At 64.8% G+C, this 25,641-nt stretch carries 20 protein-coding genes; 16 read left to right on the top strand and 4 right to left on the bottom strand.

Annotated features, from left to right (window positions below):
* Positions 1–29 precede the first annotated feature (29 nt).
* Positions 30–476 carry a succinate dehydrogenase hydrophobic membrane anchor subunit gene (locus tag OK351_RS05960; RefSeq protein WP_265156825.1) on the bottom strand — a complete coding sequence of 149 codons (447 nt, stop codon included), beginning with the start codon at positions 474–476 and terminating at the stop codon, positions 30–32.
* A 3-nt stretch (positions 477–479) separates the two neighbouring features.
* Positions 480–860: a succinate dehydrogenase, cytochrome b556 subunit gene (sdhC, locus tag OK351_RS05965; protein ID WP_265156827.1), complete on the bottom strand. Its 381-nt coding sequence runs from the start codon at positions 858–860 to the stop codon at positions 480–482.
* A gap of 301 nt (positions 861–1,161) precedes the next feature.
* Here sdhC and OK351_RS05970 point away from each other — a divergent pair, with 301 nt between their 5' ends.
* Complete coding sequence (locus tag OK351_RS05970) at positions 1,162–2,271, top strand: mannose-1-phosphate guanylyltransferase (protein WP_265156829.1); 1,110 nt, start codon at positions 1,162–1,164, stop codon at positions 2,269–2,271.
* 104 nt (positions 2,272–2,375) lie between these two features.
* On the opposite strand, the gene OK351_RS05975 is transcribed toward OK351_RS05970, so the two are convergent.
* A complete protein-coding gene (locus tag OK351_RS05975) occupies positions 2,376–4,319 on the bottom strand; it encodes a penicillin-binding transpeptidase domain-containing protein (protein ID WP_265156831.1) in 1,944 nt (647 codons plus the stop codon).
* 334 nt (positions 4,320–4,653) lie between these two features.
* On the opposite strand from OK351_RS05975, the gene betT reads away from it, so the two are divergent.
* The 12 genes from betT to OK351_RS06035 all read left to right on the top strand — a co-directional run bounded on the left by betT (position 4,654) and on the right by OK351_RS06035 (position 20,714).
* Positions 4,654–6,777, top strand: a complete 2,124-nt coding sequence (gene betT, locus OK351_RS05980) for a choline BCCT transporter BetT (RefSeq protein WP_265156833.1) — start codon at positions 4,654–4,656, stop codon at positions 6,775–6,777.
* Positions 6,774–8,294, top strand: coding sequence for an aldehyde dehydrogenase family protein (locus OK351_RS05985; protein ID WP_265156835.1), 1,521 nt, complete (start codon positions 6,774–6,776; stop codon positions 8,292–8,294). Before betT ends, OK351_RS05985 begins: the two co-directional genes overlap by 4 nt.
* A 17-nt stretch (positions 8,295–8,311) precedes the next feature.
* Positions 8,312–9,889: a GMC family oxidoreductase gene (locus tag OK351_RS05990; RefSeq protein ID WP_265156837.1), complete on the top strand. Its 1,578-nt coding sequence runs from the start codon at positions 8,312–8,314 to the stop codon at positions 9,887–9,889.
* 120 nt (positions 9,890–10,009) lie between these two features.
* Complete coding sequence (locus OK351_RS05995; protein ID WP_371931385.1) at positions 10,010–11,212, top strand: amidohydrolase; 1,203 nt, start codon at positions 10,010–10,012, stop codon at positions 11,210–11,212.
* A gap of 276 nt (positions 11,213–11,488) precedes the next feature.
* On the top strand, positions 11,489–12,577 hold the full coding sequence (locus tag OK351_RS06000) for a BMP family lipoprotein (RefSeq protein ID WP_265156841.1): 1,089 nt from the start codon (positions 11,489–11,491) through the stop codon (positions 12,575–12,577).
* 120 nt (positions 12,578–12,697) lie between these two features.
* Positions 12,698–14,239, top strand: a complete 1,542-nt coding sequence (locus OK351_RS06005) for an ABC transporter ATP-binding protein (RefSeq protein WP_265156843.1) — start codon at positions 12,698–12,700, stop codon at positions 14,237–14,239.
* Complete coding sequence (locus tag OK351_RS06010) at positions 14,236–15,429, top strand: ABC transporter permease (protein ID WP_265156845.1); 1,194 nt, start codon at positions 14,236–14,238, stop codon at positions 15,427–15,429. Before OK351_RS06005 ends, OK351_RS06010 begins: the two co-directional genes overlap by 4 nt.
* Positions 15,429–16,709 (top strand): ABC transporter permease, encoded by a 1,281-nt coding sequence (locus OK351_RS06015; RefSeq protein WP_265156847.1) that lies wholly within the window; start codon positions 15,429–15,431, stop codon positions 16,707–16,709. The genes OK351_RS06010 and OK351_RS06015 overlap by 1 nt, the downstream gene beginning before the upstream one ends.
* Before the next feature lie 2 nt (positions 16,710–16,711).
* The gene (locus tag OK351_RS06020) at positions 16,712–17,125 is read left to right on the top strand and encodes a cytidine deaminase (RefSeq protein ID WP_265156849.1); all 414 of its coding nucleotides are present in this window, start codon (positions 16,712–16,714) and stop codon (positions 17,123–17,125) included.
* 11 nt (positions 17,126–17,136) lie between these two features.
* Positions 17,137–18,450: a thymidine phosphorylase gene (locus OK351_RS06025; protein ID WP_265156851.1), complete on the top strand. Its 1,314-nt coding sequence runs from the start codon at positions 17,137–17,139 to the stop codon at positions 18,448–18,450.
* 289 nt (positions 18,451–18,739) lie between these two features.
* Positions 18,740–19,420, top strand: a complete 681-nt coding sequence (locus tag OK351_RS06030; protein WP_265156853.1) for a DedA family protein — start codon at positions 18,740–18,742, stop codon at positions 19,418–19,420.
* 100 nt (positions 19,421–19,520) lie between these two features.
* Positions 19,521–20,714 carry an adenosine deaminase gene (locus tag OK351_RS06035; RefSeq protein WP_265156855.1) on the top strand — a complete coding sequence of 398 codons (1,194 nt, stop codon included), beginning with the start codon at positions 19,521–19,523 and terminating at the stop codon, positions 20,712–20,714.
* 239 nt (positions 20,715–20,953) lie between these two features.
* Here OK351_RS06035 and OK351_RS06040 read toward each other — a convergent pair whose 3' ends face one another.
* Positions 20,954–22,447: an aldehyde dehydrogenase family protein gene (locus OK351_RS06040; RefSeq protein ID WP_265156857.1), complete on the bottom strand. Its 1,494-nt coding sequence runs from the start codon at positions 22,445–22,447 to the stop codon at positions 20,954–20,956.
* A 215-nt stretch (positions 22,448–22,662) separates the two neighbouring features.
* Between OK351_RS06040 and OK351_RS06045 the strand changes: the two genes are divergently transcribed.
* The 3 genes from OK351_RS06045 to OK351_RS06055 all read left to right on the top strand — a co-directional run bounded on the left by OK351_RS06045 (position 22,663) and on the right by OK351_RS06055 (position 25,629).
* Entirely contained in the window at positions 22,663–23,337 is a 675-nt protein-coding gene (locus OK351_RS06045; protein WP_265156859.1) for a MazG nucleotide pyrophosphohydrolase domain-containing protein, read from the top strand.
* Between the two features lie 105 nt (positions 23,338–23,442).
* Entirely contained in the window at positions 23,443–24,723 is a 1,281-nt protein-coding gene (gene eno / locus OK351_RS06050; protein WP_265156861.1) for a phosphopyruvate hydratase, read from the top strand.
* 117 nt (positions 24,724–24,840) lie between these two features.
* Positions 24,841–25,629 carry an FtsB family cell division protein gene (locus OK351_RS06055; RefSeq protein ID WP_265156863.1) on the top strand — a complete coding sequence of 263 codons (789 nt, stop codon included), beginning with the start codon at positions 24,841–24,843 and terminating at the stop codon, positions 25,627–25,629.
* Positions 25,630–25,641: the final 12 nt, after the last annotated feature.

A 25,641-nucleotide genomic window follows, 5' to 3' on the forward strand; every position in this document is an offset into this window, starting at 1 on the left:
CTCTAGAAAAATCTATAGCTGTTGAGCGCTTAGGCGCACTGTGGCAGCGGGCTGTTGGTCACGCATGGGTCGAAGGTGAAGATCACCAGCGAACCCAGGACGATGATGAAAATCGTCGCGACGTACAGGATTCCCTTGAGCCAGGTGCGGGTCGCGTGCTTCTCGGCGTAGTCGTTGATGATGGTGCGCACGCCGTTGGTGCCGTGCAGCATCGCCAGCCAAAGCAGCGCCAGGTCCCAGAACTGCCAGACCGGTGAGGCCCACTTGCCGGCCACGAAGCCGAAGGACAGCCCGTTGACACCTTCGCCGACCAGCAGGTTGGCGAAGAGGTGACCGAAAATCAGCACGACCAGCACGACGCCGGACAGGCGCATGAACAGCCAAGCGAGCATTTCGAAGTTGCCACGCGACTTCGGACCACGAACGTACTTGGGGTCCATGCGCTGGCTACGGGGAGCTTGAATATCAACACTCATGGCTTAGTGACCTCCGAAAGCAAGCGACAGGTGACGGATGGTGAAAGCGGCGAACACCACGGCCCAGACGCCCAAAACGCCCCAGAGCAGCTGGCGCTGGTACTTGGTGCCCTGCTTCCAGAAATCCACCAGGATCAACCGAAGGCCGTTGAAGGCGTGGAAGAGGATGGCGGCAACCAGACCGGTTTCACCGAGGGCCATCAGCGGGTTTTTATAAGTGGCGATGACGGCGTCATATGCGCTGGCATCGACGCGGACCAATGCAGTATCAAGTACATGCACTAAAAGAAAAAGGAAAATAACGACACCGGTGACTCGGTGTCCCACCCATGACCACATGCCCTCACGGCCGCGGTAGAGGGTGCCTGACGAAGTCTTCGACACTGAACTAAACCTCCAAGACTCGCAACGGCGCATGTGTATCTTGCACACAATGAGATGTGACGCACTTGTGCGAGCGTTCCTTGTGCGAGTCTAGACCACTTCAGGCACTGTCTTCTATCTTCTGTTTATTTTGTGTGAGCATGTTCACCGTACGGGTGCAATATTGCGCTGAATCACCGTCATTACGCGGCAATTAGGGCATTTGCAGATGTTCTAATTTCTCTTAATCTTGCCTAATTTGTGTCCAAAATCCAACTCTGAAGTCCGGGTTTTGCCCATCCGATGAACTAGTGTGTCTGATGTGAATGAAGACCTTCTAGCGCGTTTCCATGGCGTGATTCCGGCCGGCGGCGTCGGGACAAGATTGTGGCCCCTTTCCCGGGCCTCGGCCCCCAAGTTCCTGCACGATCTGACCGGTTCCGGTTCCACCTTGATCCGGGCCACCTATGACCGGCTGGTTCCGCTGGCCGGGCAGCGGATCATGGTGGTGACCGGCCGAGCCCATCGCCGGGCGGTACTGAACCAGCTCAACGAGATCCAGGACGAGAATCTGGTGCTGGAACCCGAGCCCCGTGATTCGGCCGCGGCCATCGGCCTGGCTGCGGCGATCCTCTACCGCCGGAATCCCGAGATCATCATGGGTTCCTTCGCCGCCGACCAGGTTATCGGACCGGTAGAGGTGTTCCAGGAAGCGGTGCGCGAGGCCATCCATACCGCGGCCACCGGCAAGATCGTGACCATCGGAATCCATCCGACGCATCCGTCCACCGGGTTCGGGTACATCCAGACCGGGTTGCCGTTGGATGTGCCCGGGGCACCGAGCGCCCGGGCGGTCGGGCAGTTCGTCGAGAAACCGGATGCGGATACCGCCCGCCAGTACCTGGCCAGCGGGTTCCTGTGGAATGCGGGGATGTTCGTGGCACCGGTCTCCCTGATGCTCAAGCACCTCGAAGCCAACGAACCGGCGTTGCACGCCGGGCTGATGCGTATAGCCGAGGCCTGGGACACGGATCGGCGCGAAGAGGTCATGGCCCAGGTGTGGCCGGATCTGCCCAAGACCGCGATCGACTACGCGGTGGCCGAACCGGCGGCCGCCGCCGGGGACGTGGCAGTGATTCCCGGGGTGTTCAACTGGGATGATGTGGGCGATTTCGCGGCCATCGGCCGGTTGAACAAGGCCAGTGAGGAGACCGGGGTGATCGTCCTGGGTGACAAGGCCCGGGTCTACTCGGACAACGCCAGCGGCGTGGTCTACGGGGACATCCCGCGGGTGGTGGCGCTGATCGGCATCGACGACGTGATCGTGGTGGATACCGCCGATGCCTTGCTGGTGACCACCAAGGAACATGCCCAGCAGGTGAAAACCACCGTGGAGATGCTCAAACGCGACGGCGAAACCGACGTGCTCTGAGCTGCCGTTCCCCGCAGCATGTGCAAGGCCCCCGAAGTCCGGCTTCGGGGGCCTTGCGTTTTCTGGCAGTGTTCCACCGGGCCGTGTTGGCGGCCGGAGGCAGGCTAGCGCGGCAGTCCGCTCAGGAAGTCGCGCACCAGGGGTCCGGCGGTTTGGGCCCCGCCGCTGCCGTCTTCCACGAAGGCCGCGATGGCCAGGTCCCCCTGGGCGGCAATGGTCCAGGCGTGGGCATTGCGGTCCGCATCGTATTCGGCCGTGCCGCTCTTGCCGATGACCTCGTCCCCGGGCAGGTCATCAAGCAGCGTCAGCGTGCCGCTGCGAACGACCTCGCGCATCATGAGCGCCAGCGCCTCGGCCTCATCGGCAGCCAGGCTGTTCCCCTTGGGGGCCGCGGCGGAGTCGGCCGGCGCGGTGTCGGCTGGCTCCGGCTCGTCGTTGGTTTCCAGAACCAGCTGCGGGTTGACGGTATGCCCGGCAGCCACCGACGCGGCCACGGTGGCCATGCCCAGGGTGGAGGACTGCACCACGCCCTGGCCAATCATGTTGGCGGCCAGCTCGGTACCGCTGGAATCGGAGGGGACCGAGCCGGTAAAGGCCCCGGCGCCACTGCTGTCCGCGGCGGTCAGACCCAATGCCGCGGCGGCTTCTGCCAGCGCTGGTGCTCCGAGTTCGGCCCCGGCGTTGACGAAGACGGTGTTGCACGATTGGGCCACCGCCTCGCGTAATTCGATCCGCCCCAACGACCCGGCGGGGTAGCCGTCGTAGTTCTTGAAGGACTTGCCGTCCACGGTCGTGGTGGCGGGGCAGTCCACTGCCGTCTCGGCAGTGGCCCCGGCGCGCAGCATGGCCAGGGCCGAAACCACCTTGAAGGTGGAACCCGGGGCGTATTGTCCCAGCAGGGCGGTGTTGTATCCGCTGGATTCCGGGCCGGAAGCCACAGCCAGCACCGAGCCGTCGGACGGGCGGATGGCGACCAAGGCGGCCGGGGCCTGGGCATCTGCCACCAGGGTATCGGCCAGTTCCTGCAGTTCACGGTCCAATGTCAATTCGAGGTCCGTGCCCGGTACGGGGGAGGAGCTGAACAGCTCGTCCTGGACTTCGTGGGTTGCGGAGTTGCGGGTGATTGTGGTGCCCGGGGTTCCGGCCAGGGTGGAGTTGTAGGTGGCCTGCAATCCGGAGAGCCCGACCTGCTCCCCGGCCTGGATGCTCCCCTCGGATTTCTCGATGATTTCGGCGGTGGCCTGCCCGACGGTGCCCAGCAGTGGCCGGGCGAAACCCCTAGTGGGGGCCAGCGGGAGTTCGTCCTGCTGCACCGTGGCGCCGGCGATGGTGGCGATCCGGTCATTGCCGATCTCACGGTCGGCATCATCACGCAGCACGATTGCCTCGACCCAGGCCTTCTGCCCGGCCGCGGCGACGCGCTCGGCATAGGCGTCGGCATCGATCCCCACCAGTTCGGCCAGGGCGCGGGCCGATCCCTCCCAGAGGTCGGGTTCCAGGTGCGACTTGTCCAGTCCGACGCGGACCACCGGCCGGTTGGTAACCAGCACCTGGCCATCGGCCCCGTGGATCTCGCCGCGCTCGGCGGTGGTGTGCCGTGCGGCCAGGTAGCCGCCCTCGGACAGTTGCGGGGCCAGCAGCTGCGGATCGAAACGCAGCTGCCACTGCTCGGTTTCCCCGTCGAATTCGAAGACCGCGCTGGTCTCGTAGGCCAGGTCCTCATCGGTGTCGTCGATGTCCCAGACGGTGTGGATCACCGCGGTGGCGGTTGGCACGTCCTGATCGGTTTCATCGGCGGCGATCGAGGCGAGGGTGTGGGTACGCGGGATCTGCCCCATGCGGCGGAATGCCTCCTGCACCACCTCCGCAACCTCGGGGGACTGCGCATCGGCCAGCGGTACGCCGCTGAAGTCCGCAGAGCCCAGGGCCACGGCCAGCGCCTCGGCGGCCGGTTGCGGATCCGGGGACCTGGCGCTGCAGGCGGTGAGCGTCGAAGCCAGCAGGCCGACCGTGGTCAGGGCGCCCAAGGCGCGGTATACAGGTCGCATGGCGCCATCGTATGCACCGTGCCCGGCAATGGGCAATTCCATGTAGCCGCTGGTCACACCGTACGTCGGGCTCCACCGGGTGGCTTCGCCGATGGGCGTTGAGCGCTGCCGGAGGGCCTCGCGTGCATGCCGGTGGAACCGGCGGTCGACGCCCCGCTCCGGACAGAACGTGCATGAACTCTCAAAAAGTACATAAGAATCTTTCTGACTAGGGAAAATATAAGGTTGAAAGGTGAATGAACGGAGGGAATCGAGGCCGGGTCTGGTGTATTCCGGATAGTCGTTGGTAGGGTCGGAGAGCATGAGTACGGCTATGAGTAATCCAGAACCACCCATGTCGAACACGGGACCGGTCCCCGAAGCCGGTCCGCCCAGGCCGCGGATCAACAAGGTCGTCTTCATCGGCTCGGCACTGCTGGTGATCGCGATCGCGCTGTGGGCCATGGTCGACCGGGATTCGGCCGATCTCGTCATCAACGCGGCGGTGACCTGGATCGGAAAGAACTTTGGCTGGTATTACACGCTGATTGTCGTGGCGGTACTGGTCTTTGTTGTCGGCACGGCGATCTCCAAGGTCGGCAAGACCCGGCTGGGGCCGGACCACTCCCGGCCGACCTTCAACCTCTTCACCTGGGCTTCCATGCTCTTCGCCGCCGGCATCGGCATCGACCTGATGTTCTTCTCGGTTGCCGAGCCGATTACCCAGTACCTGGCCCCGCCACGAGGGGACGGGTCCACCGTGGAGGCCGCCCGCCAGGCCGTGGTGTGGACCCTGTTCCACTACGGTTTGCTCGGCTGGGGCCTCTATGCCCTGATCGGGTTGGCCCTGGGATATTTCGCCTACCGGCACAACCTGCCGCTGTCCATCCGGTCGGCGCTCTACCCGCTGCTGGGGGACCGCATCCACGGGTGGATCGGGCATACCGTGGACATCGCCGCGATGCTGGGTACGATTTTCGGCATCGCCACCTCGCTGGGCATCGGCGTCGCCCAGCTGAACTACGGGCTGAACTTCATGTTCGACATCCCGGAAAATACGCTGTGGCAGATCATCCTGATCATCGCAGCGGTGCTGATGGCCACCATCTCGGTGCTCACCGGGGTGGAAAAGGGCATCCGCCGGCTCTCGGAACTCAATGTGCTGCTGTGCATCGCGTTGATGCTCTTTGTCCTGATCGCCGGCAGTACCGCGTTCCTCTTCGATGGGATCATCACCAACATCGGAGATACCCTCGCACGCTTCCCGTCCATGGCCCTGGACACCTTCGCCTTTGACCGTCCGGATGACTGGCTCAACGGCTGGACGCTGTTCTTCTGGGCCTGGTGGATCGCCTGGGCGCCGTTCGTGGGCCTGTTCCTGGCCCGCATCTCCCGTGGGCGCACCATCCGGCAGTTCGTCACCGGTGTCCTGGTGGTGCCCTTCGCATTCATCCTGCTGTGGATCTCGATCTTCGGCAACAGCGCCCTGTCGATCGTGCGCGGCGGCAACGCGGCCTTCGGGGAGGTCGCGATGAACACCCCGGAGCAGGCGTTCTACACGCTGCTCGAACAGTATCCCGGGGTGCCGATCACCGCCGCGGTGGCCACCTTTACCGGGCTGCTGTTCTATGTCACCAGCGCCGACTCCGGGGCACTGGTGATGGCGAACTTCACCTCGCACCTGCCAGATCCGCAATCCGACGGCTCCAAACCGGTGCGCCTGTTCTGGTCGGTGGCCACCGGGCTGCTGACCCTGGGTATGCTGCTGGTCGGCGGGGTGCCGACCCTGCAGGGTGCCACGGTGATCATGGGGCTGCCGTTCTCCTTCGTGCTGCTGTTCATCATGCTGGGGCTGTTCAAATCGCTGCGCGTGGAATCCGCGCTGGCCAGCAGCTACAAGCACACCATGCACAAGTTCCTGACCAGCCGGACCGGATCGCCCAACGACCGACGCAGTTGGAAGCAGCGTCTGGCCCGGGCGATGAACTATCCGGGCCACCGGGCCGCCAAACGCTACCTGGGCGATGTGGTGGGTCCGGCGCTGGCCGAGGTGGGTGAGGAATTCTCCGCCCGTGGTGCCGAGGTCGCACTGGACATCGAATCCGTGGCCAACCTGGACCTGGACTCGCTGGACCTGGTGGTGACCAACGGGGCCGAACGTCCCTTCAAGTACCAGGTGTACCCGGTCCAGCTGCCGGTCCCGAGCTACGCCAGGGTCTCGGCGGGCAACGACACCTACTACCGCATCGAGGTGTTCTCCCAGGAAGGCAGCCACGGCTATGACCTGATGGGGTTGAGCAAGGACCAGCTGATCAGTGACGTGCTGGACCAGTACGAGGCGCACATGACCTTCCTCAAGACCCAGACCGATGCCGACGGGCCCAGCCAGATCAACGGCAACGGCGTGTCCAAAACCGACTGGGAAGCGGATTTCGACACCACCTCACTACCGATTTCAACCACGAAGGAGGAAGCATGAGCCTTCCGAAGAACATGAACGAACGACTCAGCGGCGGGGCCACCGTGTTCATTGACGGGGCCTTCGTTCCGGCGATCTCCGGCAAGACCCGGCAGATCAGCTGTCCGGCCACCGGGGAAGTGGTGGCGCTGGTTTCCGAGGCGGCACAGGCCGATTCCGAGGCAGCCATCGCCGCGGCCCGGAGCGCGTTCGACTCCGGAATCTGGTCCGGTAGCACTGCAGGACAGCGTGGGGAGTTCCTGCTGAAGGTCGCGGACCGGCTGGCCGAACGCAAGGAGGAATTTGCGCTGGCCGAAACCCTGGATACCGGCAAGCGCATCATCGAGTCCCGCCTGGATATGGACGACATCATCGCCTGCTTCCGCTACTTCGGCAAGCTGGCCGGAAACGACGCCGGACGCCTGGTGGATGCCGGGGACCCGAACGTTCTCAGCCGGATCGCCTACGAACCGGTCGGGGTGGCGGCGATGATCACCCCATGGAACTACCCGCTGTTGCAGGCCGCCTGGAAGATCGCCCCGGCGCTGGCCGCCGGTTGCTCGTTCGTGCTCAAGCCCGCCGAGTTGACCCCATCGACCTCGATCCTGATGATGGAGGTGCTTGATGAGCTCGGGCTGCCGGCCGGGGTGGCGAACCTGGTCACCGGTACCGGGGCCGAAGCCGGTGCGATCCTGGCCGAACATCCGCAGGTGGACCTGGTCTCGTTCACCGGTGGGCTGCTGACCGGGCGCAAGGTGGCCGCCGCGGCCGCCGGCACGGTGAAGAAGGTCGCCCTGGAACTGGGCGGGAAGAACCCGAACGTGATCTTCGCCGACGCGGACTTCGACGCCGCCGTGGACAATGCGCTCAACGGTGCCTTTGTGCACTCCGGGCAGGTGTGTTCGGCCGGGGCGCGGATTGTGGTCGAGGAATCGATTGCGCCGAGGTTCGTCGACGAACTGGTGCGCCGTGCCCGGGCCATCCGGCTGGGCGGTCCGTTCGATGAGCAGGCGGAGACCGGTGCGCTGATTTCCGCCGACCACCTGGCCAAGGTGGACGCCTACGTGCAGGCCGGAATCGCCGAAGGGGCCCGCGTGCGCTGCGGCGGGCGGGCGGCCACCGATGCCGATGGGGCCGGGCTCGATGCCGGACACTTCTACCTGCCGACCGTGATCGACCAGGTCAGCCAGGGGATGAGCGTCGTCACCGAAGAGGCCTTCGGGCCGGTGGTCACCGTGGAGACCTTCGAAACCGAGGACGAGGCGGTGGCGATCGCCAACGACACCATCTACGGGCTGGCCGGTGCCGTGTGGAGCCAGGATGCCTCACGCGCCCAGCGGGTGGCGAACCGGCTGCGCCACGGCACCGTCTGGATCAACGACTTCCACCCCTACCTGCCCCAGGCCGAATGGGGCGGCTTCGGCCAGTCCGGGGTGGGCCGTGAGCTCGGTCCGACCGGCCTGGGCGAATACCAGGAAGCCAAACACATCTACCAGAACCTCGACCCACAGGTCACCGGCTGGTTCTCCGAGAAGTAAGGAACAGGGAGTTCTTAATGGTCAACAAGGTTGAAAACACCGAATTCGATTACATCGTCATCGGTGGCGGGTCGGCCGGTGCCGCGGTGGCGGCCAGGCTCAGCGAGGACCCGGCACTGAGCGTCGCGCTGGTGGAGGCCGGTCCCGATGACCGCGGGATCGATGAGGTCTTGCAGCTGGACCGCTGGATGGAGCTGCTGGAATCCGGCTACGACTGGGACTACCCGATCGAGCCGCAGGAGAATGGCAACTCCTTCATGCGCCATTCCCGGGCCAAGGTCATGGGAGGGTGCTCAAGCCACAACTCCTGCATCGCCTTCTGGGCACCGAGGGAGGACCTGGACGAGTGGGAAACCACCTTCGGCGCCACCGGATGGAACTCGCAGATGGCCTACCGGTTGTACAAGAAACTGGAGAACAACCAGGATGCCGGCCCCGAGGCCCCGCACCACGGGGACAGCGGACCGGTGACGTTGATGAACATTCCGGCCGATGACCCCTGCGGGGTGGCGATCCTGGATGCCTGCGAGCAGGCCGGGATCCCGCGGGCCAGGTTCAACAACAACGAGACCGTGGTCAACGGGGCGAACTTCTTCCAGATCAACCGCCTCCCGGACGGTACCCGGTCCTCCTCCTCGGTGTCCTACATCCACCCGATCATGGAACGGGAGAACTTCACCCTGCTGACCGGTTTGCAGGCGCGCAAGCTGAATTTCGACGCGGACAAGCGCTGCACCGGGGTGGACGTGGTGGACGGCGCCTTCGGCCGAACCCACACCCTGAAGGCGGCCCGCGAGGTCATCGTTTCGGCCGGGGCCATCGATTCACCGAAGCTGCTGATGCTCTCGGGCATCGGCCCGGCCGGGCACCTGAACGAGGTCGGCATCGAGGTGCTGGTGGACTCGCCCGGTGTGGGTGAACACCTGCAGGACCACCCGGAAGGCGTCATCCAGTGGGAGGCGAAGAAACCGATGGTCCAGGGCTCCACCCAGTGGTGGGAGATCGGCATCTTCACCCCGACCCGGCAGGGCCTGGACCGCCCGGATCTGATGATGCACTACGGTTCGGTGCCTTTCGATATGCACACCCTGCGCCAGGGGTACCCGACCGGGGAGAACACCTTCTGCCTGACCCCGAATGTCACCCACGCCAAATCGCGCGGTACCGTGCGTCTGCGCAGCTGCGACTTCCGCGACAAGCCCAAGGTCGATCCGCGTTACTTCACCGATGCCGAGGGGCACGATCGAAAGGTGATGACCTTCGGGATCCGCAAGGCGCGTGAGATCGTCGCCCAGTCGCCGATGGCCGAATGGGCCGGTGAGGAGCAGTTCCCGGGGCGGGAGGTGCAAAGCGACGAGGAGATCTTCGACTACCTGCGCCGCACCCACAACACCGTGTACCACCCGGCCGGTACCGTGCGGATGGGTGCCGAAGACGACGCGATGAGCCCACTGGACCCGCAGCTGCGTGTCAAGGGCGTCAGCGGCCTGCGTGTGGCCGATGCCTCGGTGATGCCGGAACTGGTCACCGTGAACCCGAACATCACGGTGATGATGATCGGTGAACGCTGCGCCGAACTGGTGCGCGGGGAATAACCCGCGATCGGGATGCCCCTGCCGTTGGCGGCGGGGGCATTTTCGTGCTGTGTTGCGGCAATGGCTGAAAAGTTACGCGCAAACTATCGAACCGGGCCGGCCGGCGCGTATCTTCGTAGGATGCGGACAGTGAAGTATCGGAAGGCCACCCTCCCCTCGGTTCAGCCCTGGGTTGAGCAGTTGGAACCCCAGCTGGTCGAGTTCCGGCGCGATCTGCACCGCAACCCCGAACTGTCCTTCGCCGAATACCGCACCACCGAGGTGATCATGGCCCGGCTGCGCGAAGCGGGTCTGGACCCGGTGCCCATGGTCGGGACCGGTGCCTGGGTCGAGGTGGGCAGCGGGCCGCTGGCCATCGGGTTGCGTGCGGATATCGATGCGCTGCCGGTGCTGGAGGAAACCGGGCTGGACTACGCCTCGACCATCGACGGCGTGGCCCACGCCTGCGGCCATGATATCCATACCACGGTGATGCTCGGGGTGGCGCTGACCCTGAAGAAACTGGACGACGAGGGCCTGCTGCACGGCCGGGTCAGGGTGATCTTCCAGCCCGCCGAGGAGAAGATGCCCGGCGGCGCGCTGTCGGTCATCTCCCAGGGCATCCTGGACGAGGTGCCGCGCATCCTGGCGTTGCACTGTGATCCGCGGATCGACGTGGGAACCATTGGTACCCGTATCGGGGCGATCACCTCGGCCAGCGACACCATCCGGATCGAGGTCGACGGCCGCGGCGGGCATACCTCCCGTCCGCACCTGACCGAGGACGTGGTGTTCGCGATGAGCCAGATCGCCACCCAGGTCCCTGCCGTGCTGGGACGGCGCATCGACGTGCGCTCGGCCGTGTCCGTGGTGTGGGGCCAGATCCACGCGGGCAGCGCCCCGAACGCCATTCCCGCCACCGGATACCTGGCCGGCACCATGCGCTGCCTGGATGGCGAGGCCTGGCATGCCGCCGGACAGATGCTCGACGACACCGTGCGCCAGGTCGCCGCACCCTATGGCGTGGACATCAAGCTGCAGCACACCCGGGGTGTGCCTCCGGTGGTGAACTCCGCCACCGAGACCGGGCTGATCGAAAGCGCCGCACGGTTCGAGATCGGCCCGGAGAACATCGAGCTGACCCCGCAGTCGATGGGCGGCGAGGACTTCGCCTGGATGACCGAGAAGGTGCCCGGCGCGATGTTGCGTCTGGGGACCCGTGAACCGGGTGGGGAGACCTATGATCTGCACCGTGGGGACTACATTCCCGACGAGGGGTCGATCACGGTGGGTGTGGCCGTCATGGCCGGCGCCTGCCTGCGCGCCATTGCCGAACTTGACTAGTGGGTTCACGTCCTGACCGGGGCAAAATTTTTTCGGATTTCTTGGACTTTTTACTTAACACGAGCTGACATGGCCTTTGACGTTAAGCGCTTGCCGTAAATCGGTGTGAAGTTACCAGTTTGTAACCTTCGGCCGATGTGCCTGTGCCTGATCTCATATAGGCTATGGACACGATGGGATCGTTAGCACTGGCGCAGCGTTACGGCAAAGTAGTTTTTCGCTGGGTTGCAGTGGCCTGGCTTCCCGGCTAACTCGTAACGCTCTATGGAGGTTTACATGCGCTTCGCATCGCGCAAGACCGGTGTGGCTGCGGCCATGATCGGCATTTCAGCTCTCGCACTGTCCGCCTGCGGACAGGCTCCGGAGGAAAGCATCGCCGATGCCGACAACTCCGATTACATCGGCTGCATCGTTTCGGACTCCGGCGGCTTCGACGACCAGTCATTCAACGAGTCTTCCCACCGTGGGCTGAAGAACGCCGAGGCGGACCTGGGCATCCAGACCCGCGAAGCCGAATCCAAGTCCAACGCCGACTTCGCCACCAACCTGCAGGGCATGATGAATGCAGGGTGCGATATGACCGTGACCATCGGGTTCCTGCTGGGCGATGCCACCGAAGAGGCCGCAGCGGCCAACCCGGATAACCACTTCGCGATCGTCGACTTCCAGTACGAGGAACCGATCGAGAACGTCAAGCCGATCATCTACGACACGGCGCAGGCGGCCTACCTGGCCGGATACGTGGCCGCGGCCACCAGCAAGACCGGCACCGTCGCCACCTTCGGTGGCATCAAGATCCCGACCGTGACCATCTTCATGGACGGTTTCGCCGACGGCGTGGCCAAGTACAACGAGGACAAGGGCGAGGATGTCCAGCTGCTGGGTTGGAACAAGGAGCAGCAGGATGGCACCTTCACCGGCGACTTCGAGAAGCAGGACCGCGGCAAGCAGGTGACCGAGACCTTCCTGAGCCAGGGCGCCGACATCGTGATGCCTGTCGCCGGTCCGGTCGGCCGTGGCGCGGGCGCGGCCCTGAACGAGGCCGCAGCCGCAGGCCAGGACGTCAAGCTGATCTGGGTCGACTCCGACGGCTTCGAAACCGCACCGGATTACAAGGACATCATGCTCACCTCGGTCATCAAGACGATGGATACCGCGGTGGAGGAAGTGATCACCCAGGACGTCGCAGGCAACTTCGACGCCACCCCGTACGTGGGCACCCTGAAGAACACCGGCGTGGATATCGCCCCGTTCCACAACTTCGACTCCGAGGTCAGCGATGAGACCAAGGCCGAGGTCGAGGCGCTGAAGCAGGCGATCATCTCCGGCGACCTGGTTGTCGAATCGGACGCCAGCCCGAACTAAGGGCCACAAACCCCTAACCGTCATGGAGCGTGCCACCGCTCACCGCCCGAGCGGTGTGCGGAGGGTGCGCTCCATGACTGTGTCCAACCCTGAACCCGAACAACCAAAGATGGTGGGATCGTGAAACTCGAACTGCGGGGAATTTCCAAGGCCTTCGGTTCCTTCTACGCCAACAAGGGCATCGACCTCGTTGTCGAGGACAGGCAGATCCACTGCCTGCTTGGCGAAAATGGCGCCGGCAAGTCGACCTTGATGAATGTGCTCTACGGGCTGTACCAGCCCACCGAGGGTGAAATCCTGGTCGACGACAAGCCGGTGGAGTTCTCCGGCCCGGGCGATGCGATGGCCGCGGGCATCGGCATGGTGCACCAGCACTTCATGCTGATCCCGGTATTCACGGTGGCAGAGAACGTGGCCCTGGGTGCCGAGGCAACCAAGGGGGCCGGGGTGTTGGACCTGGAGGTCACCCGACGCCGGATCCGGGAAATCTCCGACCGGTACGGGTTCCACGTTGACCCCGACGCGCTGGTGGAGGACCTGCCCGTGGGGGTACAGCAGCGTGTGGAAATCATCAAGGCGCTGGTGCGCGAGGCCAAGGTGCTGATCCTCGACGAGCCCACCGCGGTACTGACCCCGCAGGAAACCGATGAGCTGCTGGAAATCATGCGCCAGCTCAAGGCCAACGGCACCTCCATCGTCTTCATATCGCACAAGCTGCGCGAGGTGAAGGCGGTCTCCGACGTGATCACCGTGATCCGCCGCGGCGAGGTGGTGGGCAGTGTCGAACCGTCCACCGACACCACCGAACTGGCCAACCTGATGGTCGGCCGTGCCGTGCAGCTATCCCTGCAGAAGGCGGCAGCGGTCCCCGGCGAGGCGACGTTCCAGGTCCGTGACCTGTCGGTGATCGACGAATCGGGAACCACCACCCTGGATTCGGTGTCCTTCGACATCCACCAGGGCGAGATCCTGGCCGTGGCCGGGGTGCAGGGCAACGGGCAGACCGAATTGACCGAGGCGATCCTGGGCACCCAGATGGTCACCGGCGGCTCGGTGAAGCTGCAGGGCAAGGAACTGACCGGGCGCAGCGTGAAGAGCGTGCTGCGTTCCGGGGTCGGTTTCGTTCCGGAGGACCGGTCCGTGCACGGGCTGATCCCGGAATTCTCCATCGAGGAGAACATGATCCTGGACCTGTACGACCGGCCACCCTTCGCCAAGGGGCTGTCGATGAAACTGGGCGAGGTCAAGCGCAATGCCGCCAAGCAGATCCAGGACTTCGACGTGCGTACCGACAACCCGCTGAATCCGGCCTCCAGCCTGTCCGGTGGCAACCAGCAGAAGGTGGTGATGGCCCGGGAGCTGTCCCGCCCGTTGAAGCTGTTCATCGCCTCGCAGCCCACCCGCGGCGTGGATGTGGGGTCCATCGAGTTCCTGCACCGGCGGATCGTGGCCGAACGCGATGCCGGCACCCCGGTGATGATCGTTTCCACCGAACTGGATGAGGTCATGGAACTGGCCGACCGGATCGCGGTGCTCTACAAGGGCAAGATCAACGGAATCGTCCCGGCCGGCACCCCACGCGAGGTGCTCGGTCTGATGATGGCCGGAGTTTCGGCCGAGGAAGCCATGGAACAACACCACACGGAAGGAGAGGACCAGTGAGCGAGAACAAACGTGTCGCCGCGCCGAAGGCCCAGAACGACCTGTTCCGCAAGATCACCCAGGGCCCGGGTCTGGTCTCGGTACTCGGGGTGATCGTTGCGTTGGTGATCGGCGGGCTGCTGATCGCGGTCACCGATCGGCGGGTTATCGAGACCGCCGGATACTTCTTCGCCCGCCCGGGGGATTTCCTCTCCGCGGTGTGGAAGGCCGGCACCCAGTCCTATGTGGCGTTGTTCAACGGATCCATCTACAACTCGGCCCAGGGCTTTTCCCCGTTCCTGGAGACGTTGACCGTATCCACCCCGCTGATCTGCGCCGGGCTCGGCGTGGCGCTGGCCTTCCGGGCCGGGTTGTTCAACATCGGCGCCCAGGGGCAGATCATCATCGGCGCCACCATGGCCGGTTATGTCGGATTCGCCTGGAACCTTCCGATCGTGTTGCACCTGCTGCTGGTGATTGTCTTCGGCTTGATCGGCGGCGCCCTGTGGGGCGGACTGGTTGGCCTGCTCAAGGCGCGTACCGGAGCCCACGAGGTCATCCTGACGATCATGTTCAACTACGTGGCGTTGTACCTGCTGGACTTCCTGATGAACACCGAGATGTTCCGCCGCCCCGGCAGCACCAACCCGATTTCCCCGGTCCTTGGTTCCTCCGCGGTTTTCCCCTCGCTGCCCGGCTCGCGCCTGCACCTGGGATTCGTGATGGCCATCGCGCTGACCATCTTCGTGGCCTGGCTGCTCAAGCGTTCGACCCTCGGCTTCGAACTGCGTGCGGTGGGGCATAACCCGGCCGCCGCGCAGACCGCCGGGGTGAACGTGGCCCGCGCAACCATCCTGGCGATGGCCATCGCCGGAGCCTTGGCCGGCGCCGCGGGTGTGGCCCAGGTGGCCGGCACCGAAAAGGTGCTCACCGCCGGCATCGCCGGCTCGCTGGGCTTTGACGCGATTACCGTGGCGTTGCTGGGCCGCTCCACCCCCTGGGGCACCTTCTTCGCCGGGCTGCTCTTCGGCGCCTTCCGCGCCGGAGCGGTGAACATGCAGATTTCCACCGGTACACCCATCGATATTGTGCTGGTCGTCCAGTCGCTGATCGTCCTGTTCATCGCGGCCCCGCCGCTGGTGAAGGCGATTTTCGGGTTGAACAAGAAGAAGCGCAAGACGCGCTCCGCAACGACGATGGCAGGTGCCTAATGACTGCGCAGACTTTGCCGACTTCGGTATTGCCCACCCGTCCGGCCGTACCGCTGAAGACGCCGGTGTTCCTCACTGTCATCGCGGTGATTGTCCTGGTGTGCTTCGGTTTGCTGGGCAGCAGCGCGGCTGCGAACTTCCGCCTGTCCACCGCCGGGGATGCCTTTGTGCTGCCGACCCTGGTCTTCCCCGGCAAGGCCAGCAACCTGGTTATCGGGGTGCTGCTGGTGCTCGCCGCGGGCTACAGCTGGTACCGGCGCAAGCAGGGGCTGGTTACCCAGCGCTGGATCGTGATCGTCTTTGCGGCGCTGTTCGTGCTCTCCTTCCTGATCTGGGTGGTTTCCGGGGCGAATGTCACCACCATTTCGCTGGCGGCGTTGCTGGCCGGTGCCGTGGTGCTGGCTGTGCCACTGGTCTTCGGTTCCCTCTCAGGGGTGTTGTGCGAACGTTCCGGCGTGGTGAATATCGCCATCGAGGGCCAGTTGCTGGCCGGCGCGTTTACCGCCGCGATTGTCGCCTCGATGACCGGGAACCCGTTTGTCGGGCTGGTTGCCGCCGGCCTGGCCGGTGCGCTGGTCTCCCTGGTACTGGCGGTGTTCTCGATCAAGTACCTGGTCAACCAGATCATCGTCGGTGTGGTGCTCAACGTCCTGGTCTCCGGTATCACCGGGTTCCTGTTCACCACGGTGATGCAGCGCGACCCGGACCTGTTCAATTCCCCGGGGCGCCTGCCGATCATCGAGATCCCGGGCCTGAGCTCCATCCCGGTCATCGGCCCGATCCTGTTCAAGCAGTCCGTGGTCGGCTACCTGATGTACCTTGCGGTGTTCCTGGTCTGGTTCGGACTGTACAAGACCCGTTGGGGCCTGCGGGTGCGTGCCGTGGGTGAACACCCGAAGGCCGCGGACACCCTGGGTATCAAGGTCAATGTGATGCGTTTCTGGAACGTGACCCTGGGCGGCATCGTCGCCGGCATCGGCGGCTCGTTCTTCACCCTGGTGGCCATCGACTCCTTCACCAAGGAGATCTCCGGCGGGCGCGGCTTCATCGCCCTGGCCGCGGTGATCTTCGGGCGCTGGAACCCGATTGGCGCGTTCATGGCCGCGCTGCTCTTCGGCTTCGCCGACAACCTGCAGGTGACCCTCACCATCATCGGCACCCCGGTGCCCAGCCAGTTCATGGCGATGATGCCCTACCTGGTCACGATCTTCGCGGTGGCCGGTCTGGTGGGACGCTCGCGGGGACCGGCCGCGGTCGGTGAACCGTATACCAAGGAGTGAGCATGGACGAGTCAGAACTGTGGCCACGGCTCGGCGCCGCGGCGCTGGCCGCCCTGGAGAACGCATATGTGCCCTACTCGAACTTCCGGGTCGGGGCCGCAGCGCTGACCGGGGAGGGCCGGGTGGTCTCCGGATGCAATATCGAGAACGCCGCCTACGGGGTCACCCTGTGTGCCGAATGCTCGATGGTCGGTGAACTGTTCGCCACCGGCGGCGGGACGCTGAGCCACTTCGTCTGCTACGGCGGGCTGCAGGGCGAAACGGCGCAACTGATCACTCCCTGCGGACGCTGCCGCCAGTTGCTCTACGAACACCGCGGGCCGGACCTGCGGATCAAGACCGCCAACGGGGTCGTGGGTATCGACCAGTTGCTCCCCGACGCCTTCGGTCCACACAACCTCAGTCGCCAACCATGAAAGGCCAGCCAATGGCAATCGAAGCATTCGACGCAGTCCAGGTCATCCGCACCAAACGCGATGGCGGGGTGCTGGGACCCGAGATGATCGACTGGACCATCGATGCCTACACCCGCGGGGTCATCGCCGAGGAACAGATGGCGGCCCTGAACATGGCGATCTTCCTGAACGGGATGAACCGGGCGGAAATCTCCCGCTGGACCACCGCGATGATCAACTCCGGTGAACGCATGGATTTCTCATCCCTAACCGACCCTTCCGGCCGCAGGTTGGCGACCAGTGACAAGCACTCCACCGGCGGGGTGGGGGACAAGATCACCCTGCCGTTGGCCCCGTTGGTGGCCGTGTTCGGTGTGGCGGTCCCGCAACTCTCCGGACGCGGGCTGGGGCACACCGGTGGCACCCTGGACAAGCTCGAGTCCATTCCCGGGTGGCGTGCCGCATTGTCCAACGAGGAGATGTTCGCCCAGCTCTCCGAGGTCGGGGCGGTGATCTGCGCCGCGGGTACCGGACTGGCCCCGGCGGACAAGAAGCTCTACGCCTTGCGAGATGTGACCGGCACCGTGGAGGCGATCCCGTTGATCGCCTCCTCGATCATGAGCAAGAAGATCGCCGAGGGGACCGGAACCCTGGTGCTGGATGTGAAGGTCGGTTCCGGGGCGTTCATGAAGGACGAGGCCGATGCCCGCGAGCTGGCCGAGACCATGGTGAACCTGGGTACCGACGCCGGGGTGAATACCGTGGCCCTGCTGACGAATATGGACACCCCGCTGGGGCTGACCGCGGGCAACGCCATCGAGGTCGCCGAATCGGTGGAGGTGCTTGCCGGTGGTGGGCCCGAGGACGTGGTGGAGTTGACCGTGGCATTGGCCGAGGAAATGCTCGCCGGAGCCGGGGTGAGGGATGTCGACGTGCGCGCCGCCCTGGAAGACGGGCGGGCCATGGACAAATGGCGTGCGATGATCTCCGCCCAGGGCGGGGACCCGGATGCGGCCCTGCCACAAGCCACCGAATCGCATACCGTCTACGCGCCCGCCGAAGGCAGCGTGCTGAAACTGGACGCCATGGATATCGGGATGGCCGCCTGGACCCTCGGTGCCGGCCGGGCGCGCAAGGAGGATGCCGTGCAGGCCGCCGCCGGAGTGAAACTACATGTCAAGCCCGGTGCCCTGGTGCGACGTGGGCAACCGGTCGCGACCCTGCTGACCGACACCCCGGAAAAGATCGAGCGGGCTGCGACGCTGGTGGAGAAGTCGCTAGTTATCGGTGCCGACGGCGACCGGGCCGATACCCGGTTGATCCTGGACCGTATCGCCGTGAACTAGTTCTCCGAGGTGACAAGCCGCTGCGGATGCTGCCGGGGCGGCTTGCCACCTTTTTGGCAGGCCCGACCGGAGTTCGGCGGCCGGCACAGGGGCGCACCGCGGAGGACAGCGTTACCGGGAACCTCGAACCGCCACGAGCCGTTGAACCGGTTAACTCATCCCCGGGTCGCAGCTTCGTGGGCACGAAACACTACCCTCGGAGGGTGCGCTGGCACCGGGCTCTGGGAGAGAATGGAACAAGAGCGCGGATCCGAGCCCCGCGCGCAGCAAGGAAGCGACGTGCGCACCCATGGAGTTGGTCAACGAAGCGATTGTGCAGGCAGCCACCGCATGGTGGATCCTGCCGTTGCTGTTCGCCTTCTGCCTGATTGACGGGATTTTCCCGGTGGTTCCCTCCGAAACGTTCCTGGTATCGCTGGCAGCGGTCGGGGTCAGTACCGGAAGCCCGAACCTGTTCCTGATTTTCCTGATCGGGGTCTCCGGGGCCATCATCGGGGACCAGATCACCTTCCGCATCGGCCGTGGCGTCGGCTACCGGCAATACGCCTGGATGCAGAAGGGGCGGGCCAAACGGATCCTGGATTTCGCCGCCCGCAAGCTGGAGACCTCCGGTGCGCTGTTGATCTTCACCGCCCGCTATATCCCGCTGGGCCGTGTCGCGGTGAACCTGACGGCAGGGGCAACCCGGTACTCCTACCAGCGCTTCACCTTCTTCGACGTCATCGGCTGCATCACCTGGGGCGCCTACTCGGTGGGCATCGGGGCCTTGGCCGGGAACTGGCTCTCGGACAACAAGTTGATCGGCGTGTTGGTCTCCGTGGTGATCGCGGTGGTGCTCGGTTTCATCATCGACCGGATCGTGAGCAAGGTGCTCGACGCCGTCCACCGCCGAAAACTGCGCCAATTGGCCGCCGAGCGCGGTGAGGGGCCGGGAAAAGTACCGGAAACCGTGCCGCCGGGTGATCTCTGAGAGAATTAACCTCCGGCATCGGTAGACGTCGAGAAGATGTGTCCAGAACTTCAGCCGTGGTGGCTATCTGTCAGCCTGTTTTGCGACTAGGCTCAACAGTGTGACTGAAGAACTGATTCATCTTGCCTATGATCCCGAATTCGACTTCCGCGATCTGCCCAAAATTTCCCTCCACGACCACCTGGATGGCGGACTGCGCCCGCAGACCATCATCGAGCTAGCTGCCGAGGTCGGGCATGAACTGCCGGCCGCCGATGCGGAATCGTTGGGCCAATGGTTCCGCGAGTCCGCGGACTCCGGCTCGCTGCCACGCTATCTGGAAACCTTTGACCACACCATCGCCGTCATGCAGACCCGCGAGGGGCTCAAGCGCGTGGCCAGCGAATTCGTCGAGGACCTGGTGGCCGACGGGGTCATCTACGGCGAGGTGCGTTGGGCGCCGGAACAGCACCTGGCCAAGGGCCTGAGCCTGGACGAGGCCGTGGAAGCGGTCCAGGAGGGGCTGGACGAGGCCACCGAACGGTTGACCGAGGACGGTCACCTGATCCAGGTTGGCCAGCTGGTGACCGCCATGCGCCATGCCGACCGTGGTAAGGAGATCGCCGAACTGGCCTTGCGCCATCGCGGCAAGGGCGTGGTCGGTTTCGACATTGCCGGTGCCGAGGACGGGTTCCCTCCCTCGCGGATGGCCGACGCCTTCGACCTGCTGGCCGAGAACTTCTTCCCGACCACCGTGCACGCGGGGGAGGCCGCAGGAATCGAATCCATCAAGGAAGCGATCCTGATCGGACGGGCCCAACGGCTGGGGCACGGCGTGCGTATCGCCGAGGACATCACCATCGACTTCGGTGGCGTGGATGACGATGGCGAGGAAGTGGACGAGGATACCGGCCTGGTTTCCCTGGGCACGGTCGCCAACTGGGTCCGCGAACGCGGAATCCCGCTGGAGATCTGCCCGTCGTCAAACCTGCAGACCGGCGCCACCGCCGGGTTCGGCGAGGGCATCGAGTCCCACCCGATCGACCTGCTGGTGCAGACCGGGTTCAACGTCACGATCTCCCCGGACAACCGCCTGATGAGCGGCACCACCCTGTCCGATGAGTACGAGTTGCTGGTCGAAGCCTTCGACTACGACCTGGAAGACCTGCTGGATCTGACCTTGAACGCCGCCGAGGCCGCCTTCGTGCCGCTGGAAGTGCGCGAAATGATGGTCGAGTACATCAACGACTCGTATGCCGACCTGATGGACGATGACGAGGACTACGAGGAGTACGACGAGGAAGACGAGGACTAGGCTTCCCGTCCGGTTCCCCGCGACCACCTTTAGAAAACCCAAGCCGGTGCCCGGTAACGACTTTCGTTACCGGGCACCGGCTTGGGTTTTGAAGGCTCCGGGGACGGCTTTCACGTATTGTGCCAAGGGACGTCACCGCACCGGTCCTGGAGACGCACGGCCTTGCCGGGACGGTGCCGGTAGGGGCATCCGGGCACCGGACGCAGCCGGTCCGGGGCCCACTGATGTCTAGAACGGGTCTAGAACGGGTACTGCTTCCTGGTCGTCTGGATCCCCACCCAATGGTCGGTGGTGAACTCCTCGATGGCCCATTCGCCGTTGAAACGCCCGAGCCCGGAGTTCTTCTCCCCGCCGAACATCACGTGCGGTTCGTCGTTCACGGTGATGTCGTTGACATGCGTCATGCCGGCCTTGATTCCGCGTGCGAAACGTACCCCCTTGTCCAGGTCGGAGGTGAAGACCGCCGAGGACAGTCCGAACTCGGTGTCATTGGCCAGTGCCAGGGCGTGCTCCTCGTCGGCGGCCCTGCTGATCCCGACCACCGGGCCGAAGATCTCCTCACGGAACAGCTCCATCCGGTCGGTGACCTCGGCGAACACATGAGGGGGCACCACCCGGCCGACGATCTGCCCGGAGAGGACCTCTCGGGCGCCCTCGGCGCGGGCACGTTCGATCTTGGCTGTCACCGAGGCCAGCTGCGCATCGTTGATGATCGGGCCAACCAGGGTCTTGGGATTCGCCGCATCCCCGTAGGCCAGTGCCTTGGCCTGCGCGGCGAACTTGTCCACGAACTCGTCGTAGACCGGGGCCTCGACAATGATCCGGTTGATGGCCATGCAGATCTGCCCCTGGTGCAGGAACTTGCCCAGCGCGGCGGCCTTGACCGCCTCGTCGATGTCGGCATCGGCCAACACCACGAACGGGGCGTTGCCGCCCAGCTCCAGGGATACGCGTTTCATATGTCGCCCGGACACGGCGATCCTGCCGACGTTCTGGCCTACCGGGGTGGAACCGGTGAAGGAAACCAGCGACGGGGTCCGGTGGGCGATCAAGTGGTCCCCGATCTCCGATCCCGAACCGATCACGGCATTCAGCGCGCCCGCAGGCAAGCCGGCGGTTTCGAACGCCTTGGCCAACACCAGTGCTCCGGTCAACGGGGTATCGGAGGCGGGTTTGAGCACCACCGTATTGCCCAGGGCCAGGGCCGGGGCGACGGAGCGCGCCGAGAGCAGCAGCGGGAAGTTCCAGGGGCTGATGACCGAAACGACGCCGATGGGCTCACGGTAGACCCGGTTTTCCTTGCCGGGGAAGTTGGAGGGCAGGATCTGGCCATGCACCCGGGTGGGGAAGGTGGATGCTTCCCGGATCGCGGCGATGGTCCCCGATAGCTCGATGGTGGACTTCAGGTGGCTGGACCCGGATTCGGCGACGAGCAGGGAGATGAGCGCATCGTAGTTGGCCTGCAGGTAGTCCGCGGCCCGGGACAGCACCTTGGACCGGGCGGCCGGGGCCAGGGCGGCCCAGCCGGACTGGGCCTCGGCGGCTGACTGGTACGCGGCATCCACGTCATCCGTGGAAGCCTGACGGATCTCGGCCAGCAACTCGTCGTTGAACGGGTTGCGGGTCGCCAGCTTGCTGGATGAGCGGCCTTCGCGCCATTGCCCGGCGATGAACTGCCTCGCGGGCAGCTGCTCCAGGAATGCGGGGCTGGTCATGGTCTTCTGTTCGGTCATCGTTGATCCTTTCCACAAAGCGGTTGCCGGGCAGCGGCCGTGGCCGGTCGGAGGTCAACCGCGGAACCTGCGACAGGGCCCGCCGGCTCCAGCCTAGGCGAAGACGCTGTGTGGGGCCGATGGATATGGTGACCCCGGGGCGCCAATGCACCGCGACGCAACGACGCAACCGCCACCGGGCACCGTGGGCTACCCGGCGGCGATAGCATGAACCCATGAGGCACACCCAGTCAGAAACCGACCGTCTGCTACGGATCATCGAGATCCTGCGCACCCATTGCGCCTGGACCAGGGCGCTGAGCCACGAATCCTTGCGCAGTTACCTGGTGGAGGAAAGCTACGAGGTCATCGATGCCATCGGGACGGGGGACAAGGCCGCGCTGCGTGAGGAACTGGGTGATCTGCTGCTGCAGATCGTGCTGCATTCGCAGATCGCCCGGGAGTCCGGGCATTTCAGCTTCGACGAGGTGGCGCGGGGGCTCAGCGAGAAGATGTTGCGCCGCAACCGGCACATCTTCGAGGCCGACGGCCGGCTGCGGGAGGATATCACCCAGGACGTAGCGGAAATCATCGGTATCTGGGATGCGGCCAAGGCCGAGGAGAAACGCGGTCAACGGCCACGGGCCGGATTGCCGGCCGGAATGCCGGCGCTGAGCCTGTCCCAGAAGATGCTCTCCCGGCAGCGTCGTGCCGGGGTGCCGATGGTCTCCGAACAGGGCAGCGCCGTGCCCTGGCGCGCAGAAGTCAACGACGAGGCCTCGCTGGCCCGGGCCCTGATGGGACTCTCGGCCAGGGCCGATGAGCTCGGACTGGATGCCGAATCGGTGCTGCGCGATGCGCTGCTACGGTCCGCACTGGCGGGGCACGACGAAACATCGTCGCCCGAATAGGTCACAAAGCGCTAGGCTAGGAGACAGGCAATGGTGCCAACGGTCAATCCGACCGCTGGATTGACTTGCCCCTAGACCACCCCTTTATACAAGGAGTCCTTACTCATGGCATTGATTGACGCCATTCACGCGCGCGAAATCCTTGATTCCCGCGGCAACCCGACCGTTGAGGTCGAGGTCCTGCTCACCGACGGTTCGCACGGCCGCGCCGCGGTCCCCTCCGGCGCTTCCACCGGCGCCTTCGAAGCGGCCGAGCGCCGCGACGGCGACAAGAAGCGCTACCTGGGCAAGGGGGTGCTCGGCGCCGTTGAATCCGTCATCGAGGAAATCGCCGACGAGCTCGAGGGCATGGATGCCACCGATCAGCGCGCCATCGACCAGGCCATGCTGGACCTGGACGGCACCAGCAACAAGTCGAAGCTGGGTGCCAACGCGATCCTGGGTGTCTCCCTGGCGGTGGCGGTCGCCGCAGCGACCAGCGCCAACCTGCCGCTGTTCAAGTACCTGGGCGGACCAAACGCCCATGTGCTGCCGGTGCCACTGATGAACATCCTCAACGGCGGCTCGCACGCCGATTCGGACGTGGACATCCAGGAATTCATGATCGCACCGGTCGGTGCCGAGACCTTCTCCGAGGCACTGCGCTGGGGTGTTGAGGTGTACCACAACCTCAAGGCCGTCCTGCAGGAAAAGGGCCTGTCCACCGGCCTGGGCGACGAGGGTGGCTTCGCACCGAACCTGCCCAGCAACCGTGCCGCACTGGAACTGATCACCGAGGCCATCAAGCGTGCCGGCTACACCCCGGGCGAGGACATCGCCCTGGCCCTGGACGTGGCCTCCTCCGAGTTCTTCGAGAACGGCAGCTACCAGTTCGAGGGCCAGGCACGTTCGGCCAAGGACATGAGCGACTACTACGCCGAACTGGTTGCCGACTTCCCGCTGGTGTCCATCGAGGACCCGCTGGATGAAAACGACTGGGACGGCTGGAAGACCCTGACCGACGCCATCGGCGACAAGGTGCAGCTGGTGGGCGATGACCTGTTCGTCACCAACCCGGAGCGCCTGGCCGAAGGCATCGAGAAGGACATCGCCAACTCGCTGCTGGTCAAGGTCAACCAGATCGGTACGCTCACCGAAACCCTGGACGCCATCACCATGGCCCAGCGTGCCGGCTACACCACCATCACCTCGCACCGTTCGGGTGAAACCGAGGATGTCACCATCGCCGAAATCTGCGTGGCCACCAACGCCGGGCAGATCAAGACCGGTGCCCCGGCCCGAAGCGAACGCGTCGCGAAGTACAACCAGCTGCTGCGCATCGAAGAGGACCTGGGTGAGGCAGCCCTCTATGCTGGTGCCAACGCGTTCCCGCGTTTCAACAGCTAATTTTCAGAAAAGACGATTAAGCTCGACGGTAGGAGACTACCGCCGGGCTTGATCTTTTAATGGGGTTATCGACCCGTCACGGACAACGCCGGTGCGCCGAGAAGGAATTGGGGGAGCATGGCACAACGACCACCACGCATGCCACGTCGCCCTACCGGGCCACACCCGCACACCCCGCAGCAGGAGCAACCCGAACAGCCGGCACCCAAGGTCATCCGGCTACCCGATGAGCGGGCCACTGAACCAGCTACCGAACTACCCACCGACACCATCAAGGTCCTCCCGGCCCCGGCCCCGAAACCTACGGCCGGACGCCGGGCACGGAAACCCGCAGCCGATCCCCTGGATGAAACGACGACCACGGGCAAGCCGGGGCGTGAGCGTGCACCCCGGCTGGAGAAGGCCAAGCAGAAGCAATCCCAACGGCGCAGGGTCGACCGGGTGAAGTTCTCCGCCGCGGTCCGCCGCAAGCCCGGGGAACCGTCCCCACCCAAGCCGAGCGAACCGGACCAGCAGCCGGTCGCCGCCCACCGTTTCTCCGGACGGGTGGCCGCCTTGCTGGTGGTCCTGGCATTTTTCGCGGTGATGCTGGTGCCCACGGTGAACCACTACCGCAACCAGATGCATGAGATCAACGAGCTAAGGGCGTCGATCGCGCAACTGGAAACCGAACAGCATGAGCTGAAGGAAGAGATCGCCCGCTGGGACGATCCGCTGTACATCAAGCAGCAGGCCCGCGACCGGATAAACTTGGTGATGCCCGGCGAACGGGTGTACATGGTGGTCGGAGAGCAGCCGGCCGCGGATGAGGACGTGCCGCCCAATGCCAGCACCTACGAGGTGCGGCAGGAATTGCCCTGGGTCGACGCACTGCTGGACTCCATGCGCCGCGCCGGCACCGACTGACAAATTCCACCC

The organism is Glutamicibacter sp. MNS18, assembly GCF_026107515.2.
GTDB lineage: Bacteria > Actinomycetota > Actinomycetes > Actinomycetales > Micrococcaceae > Glutamicibacter.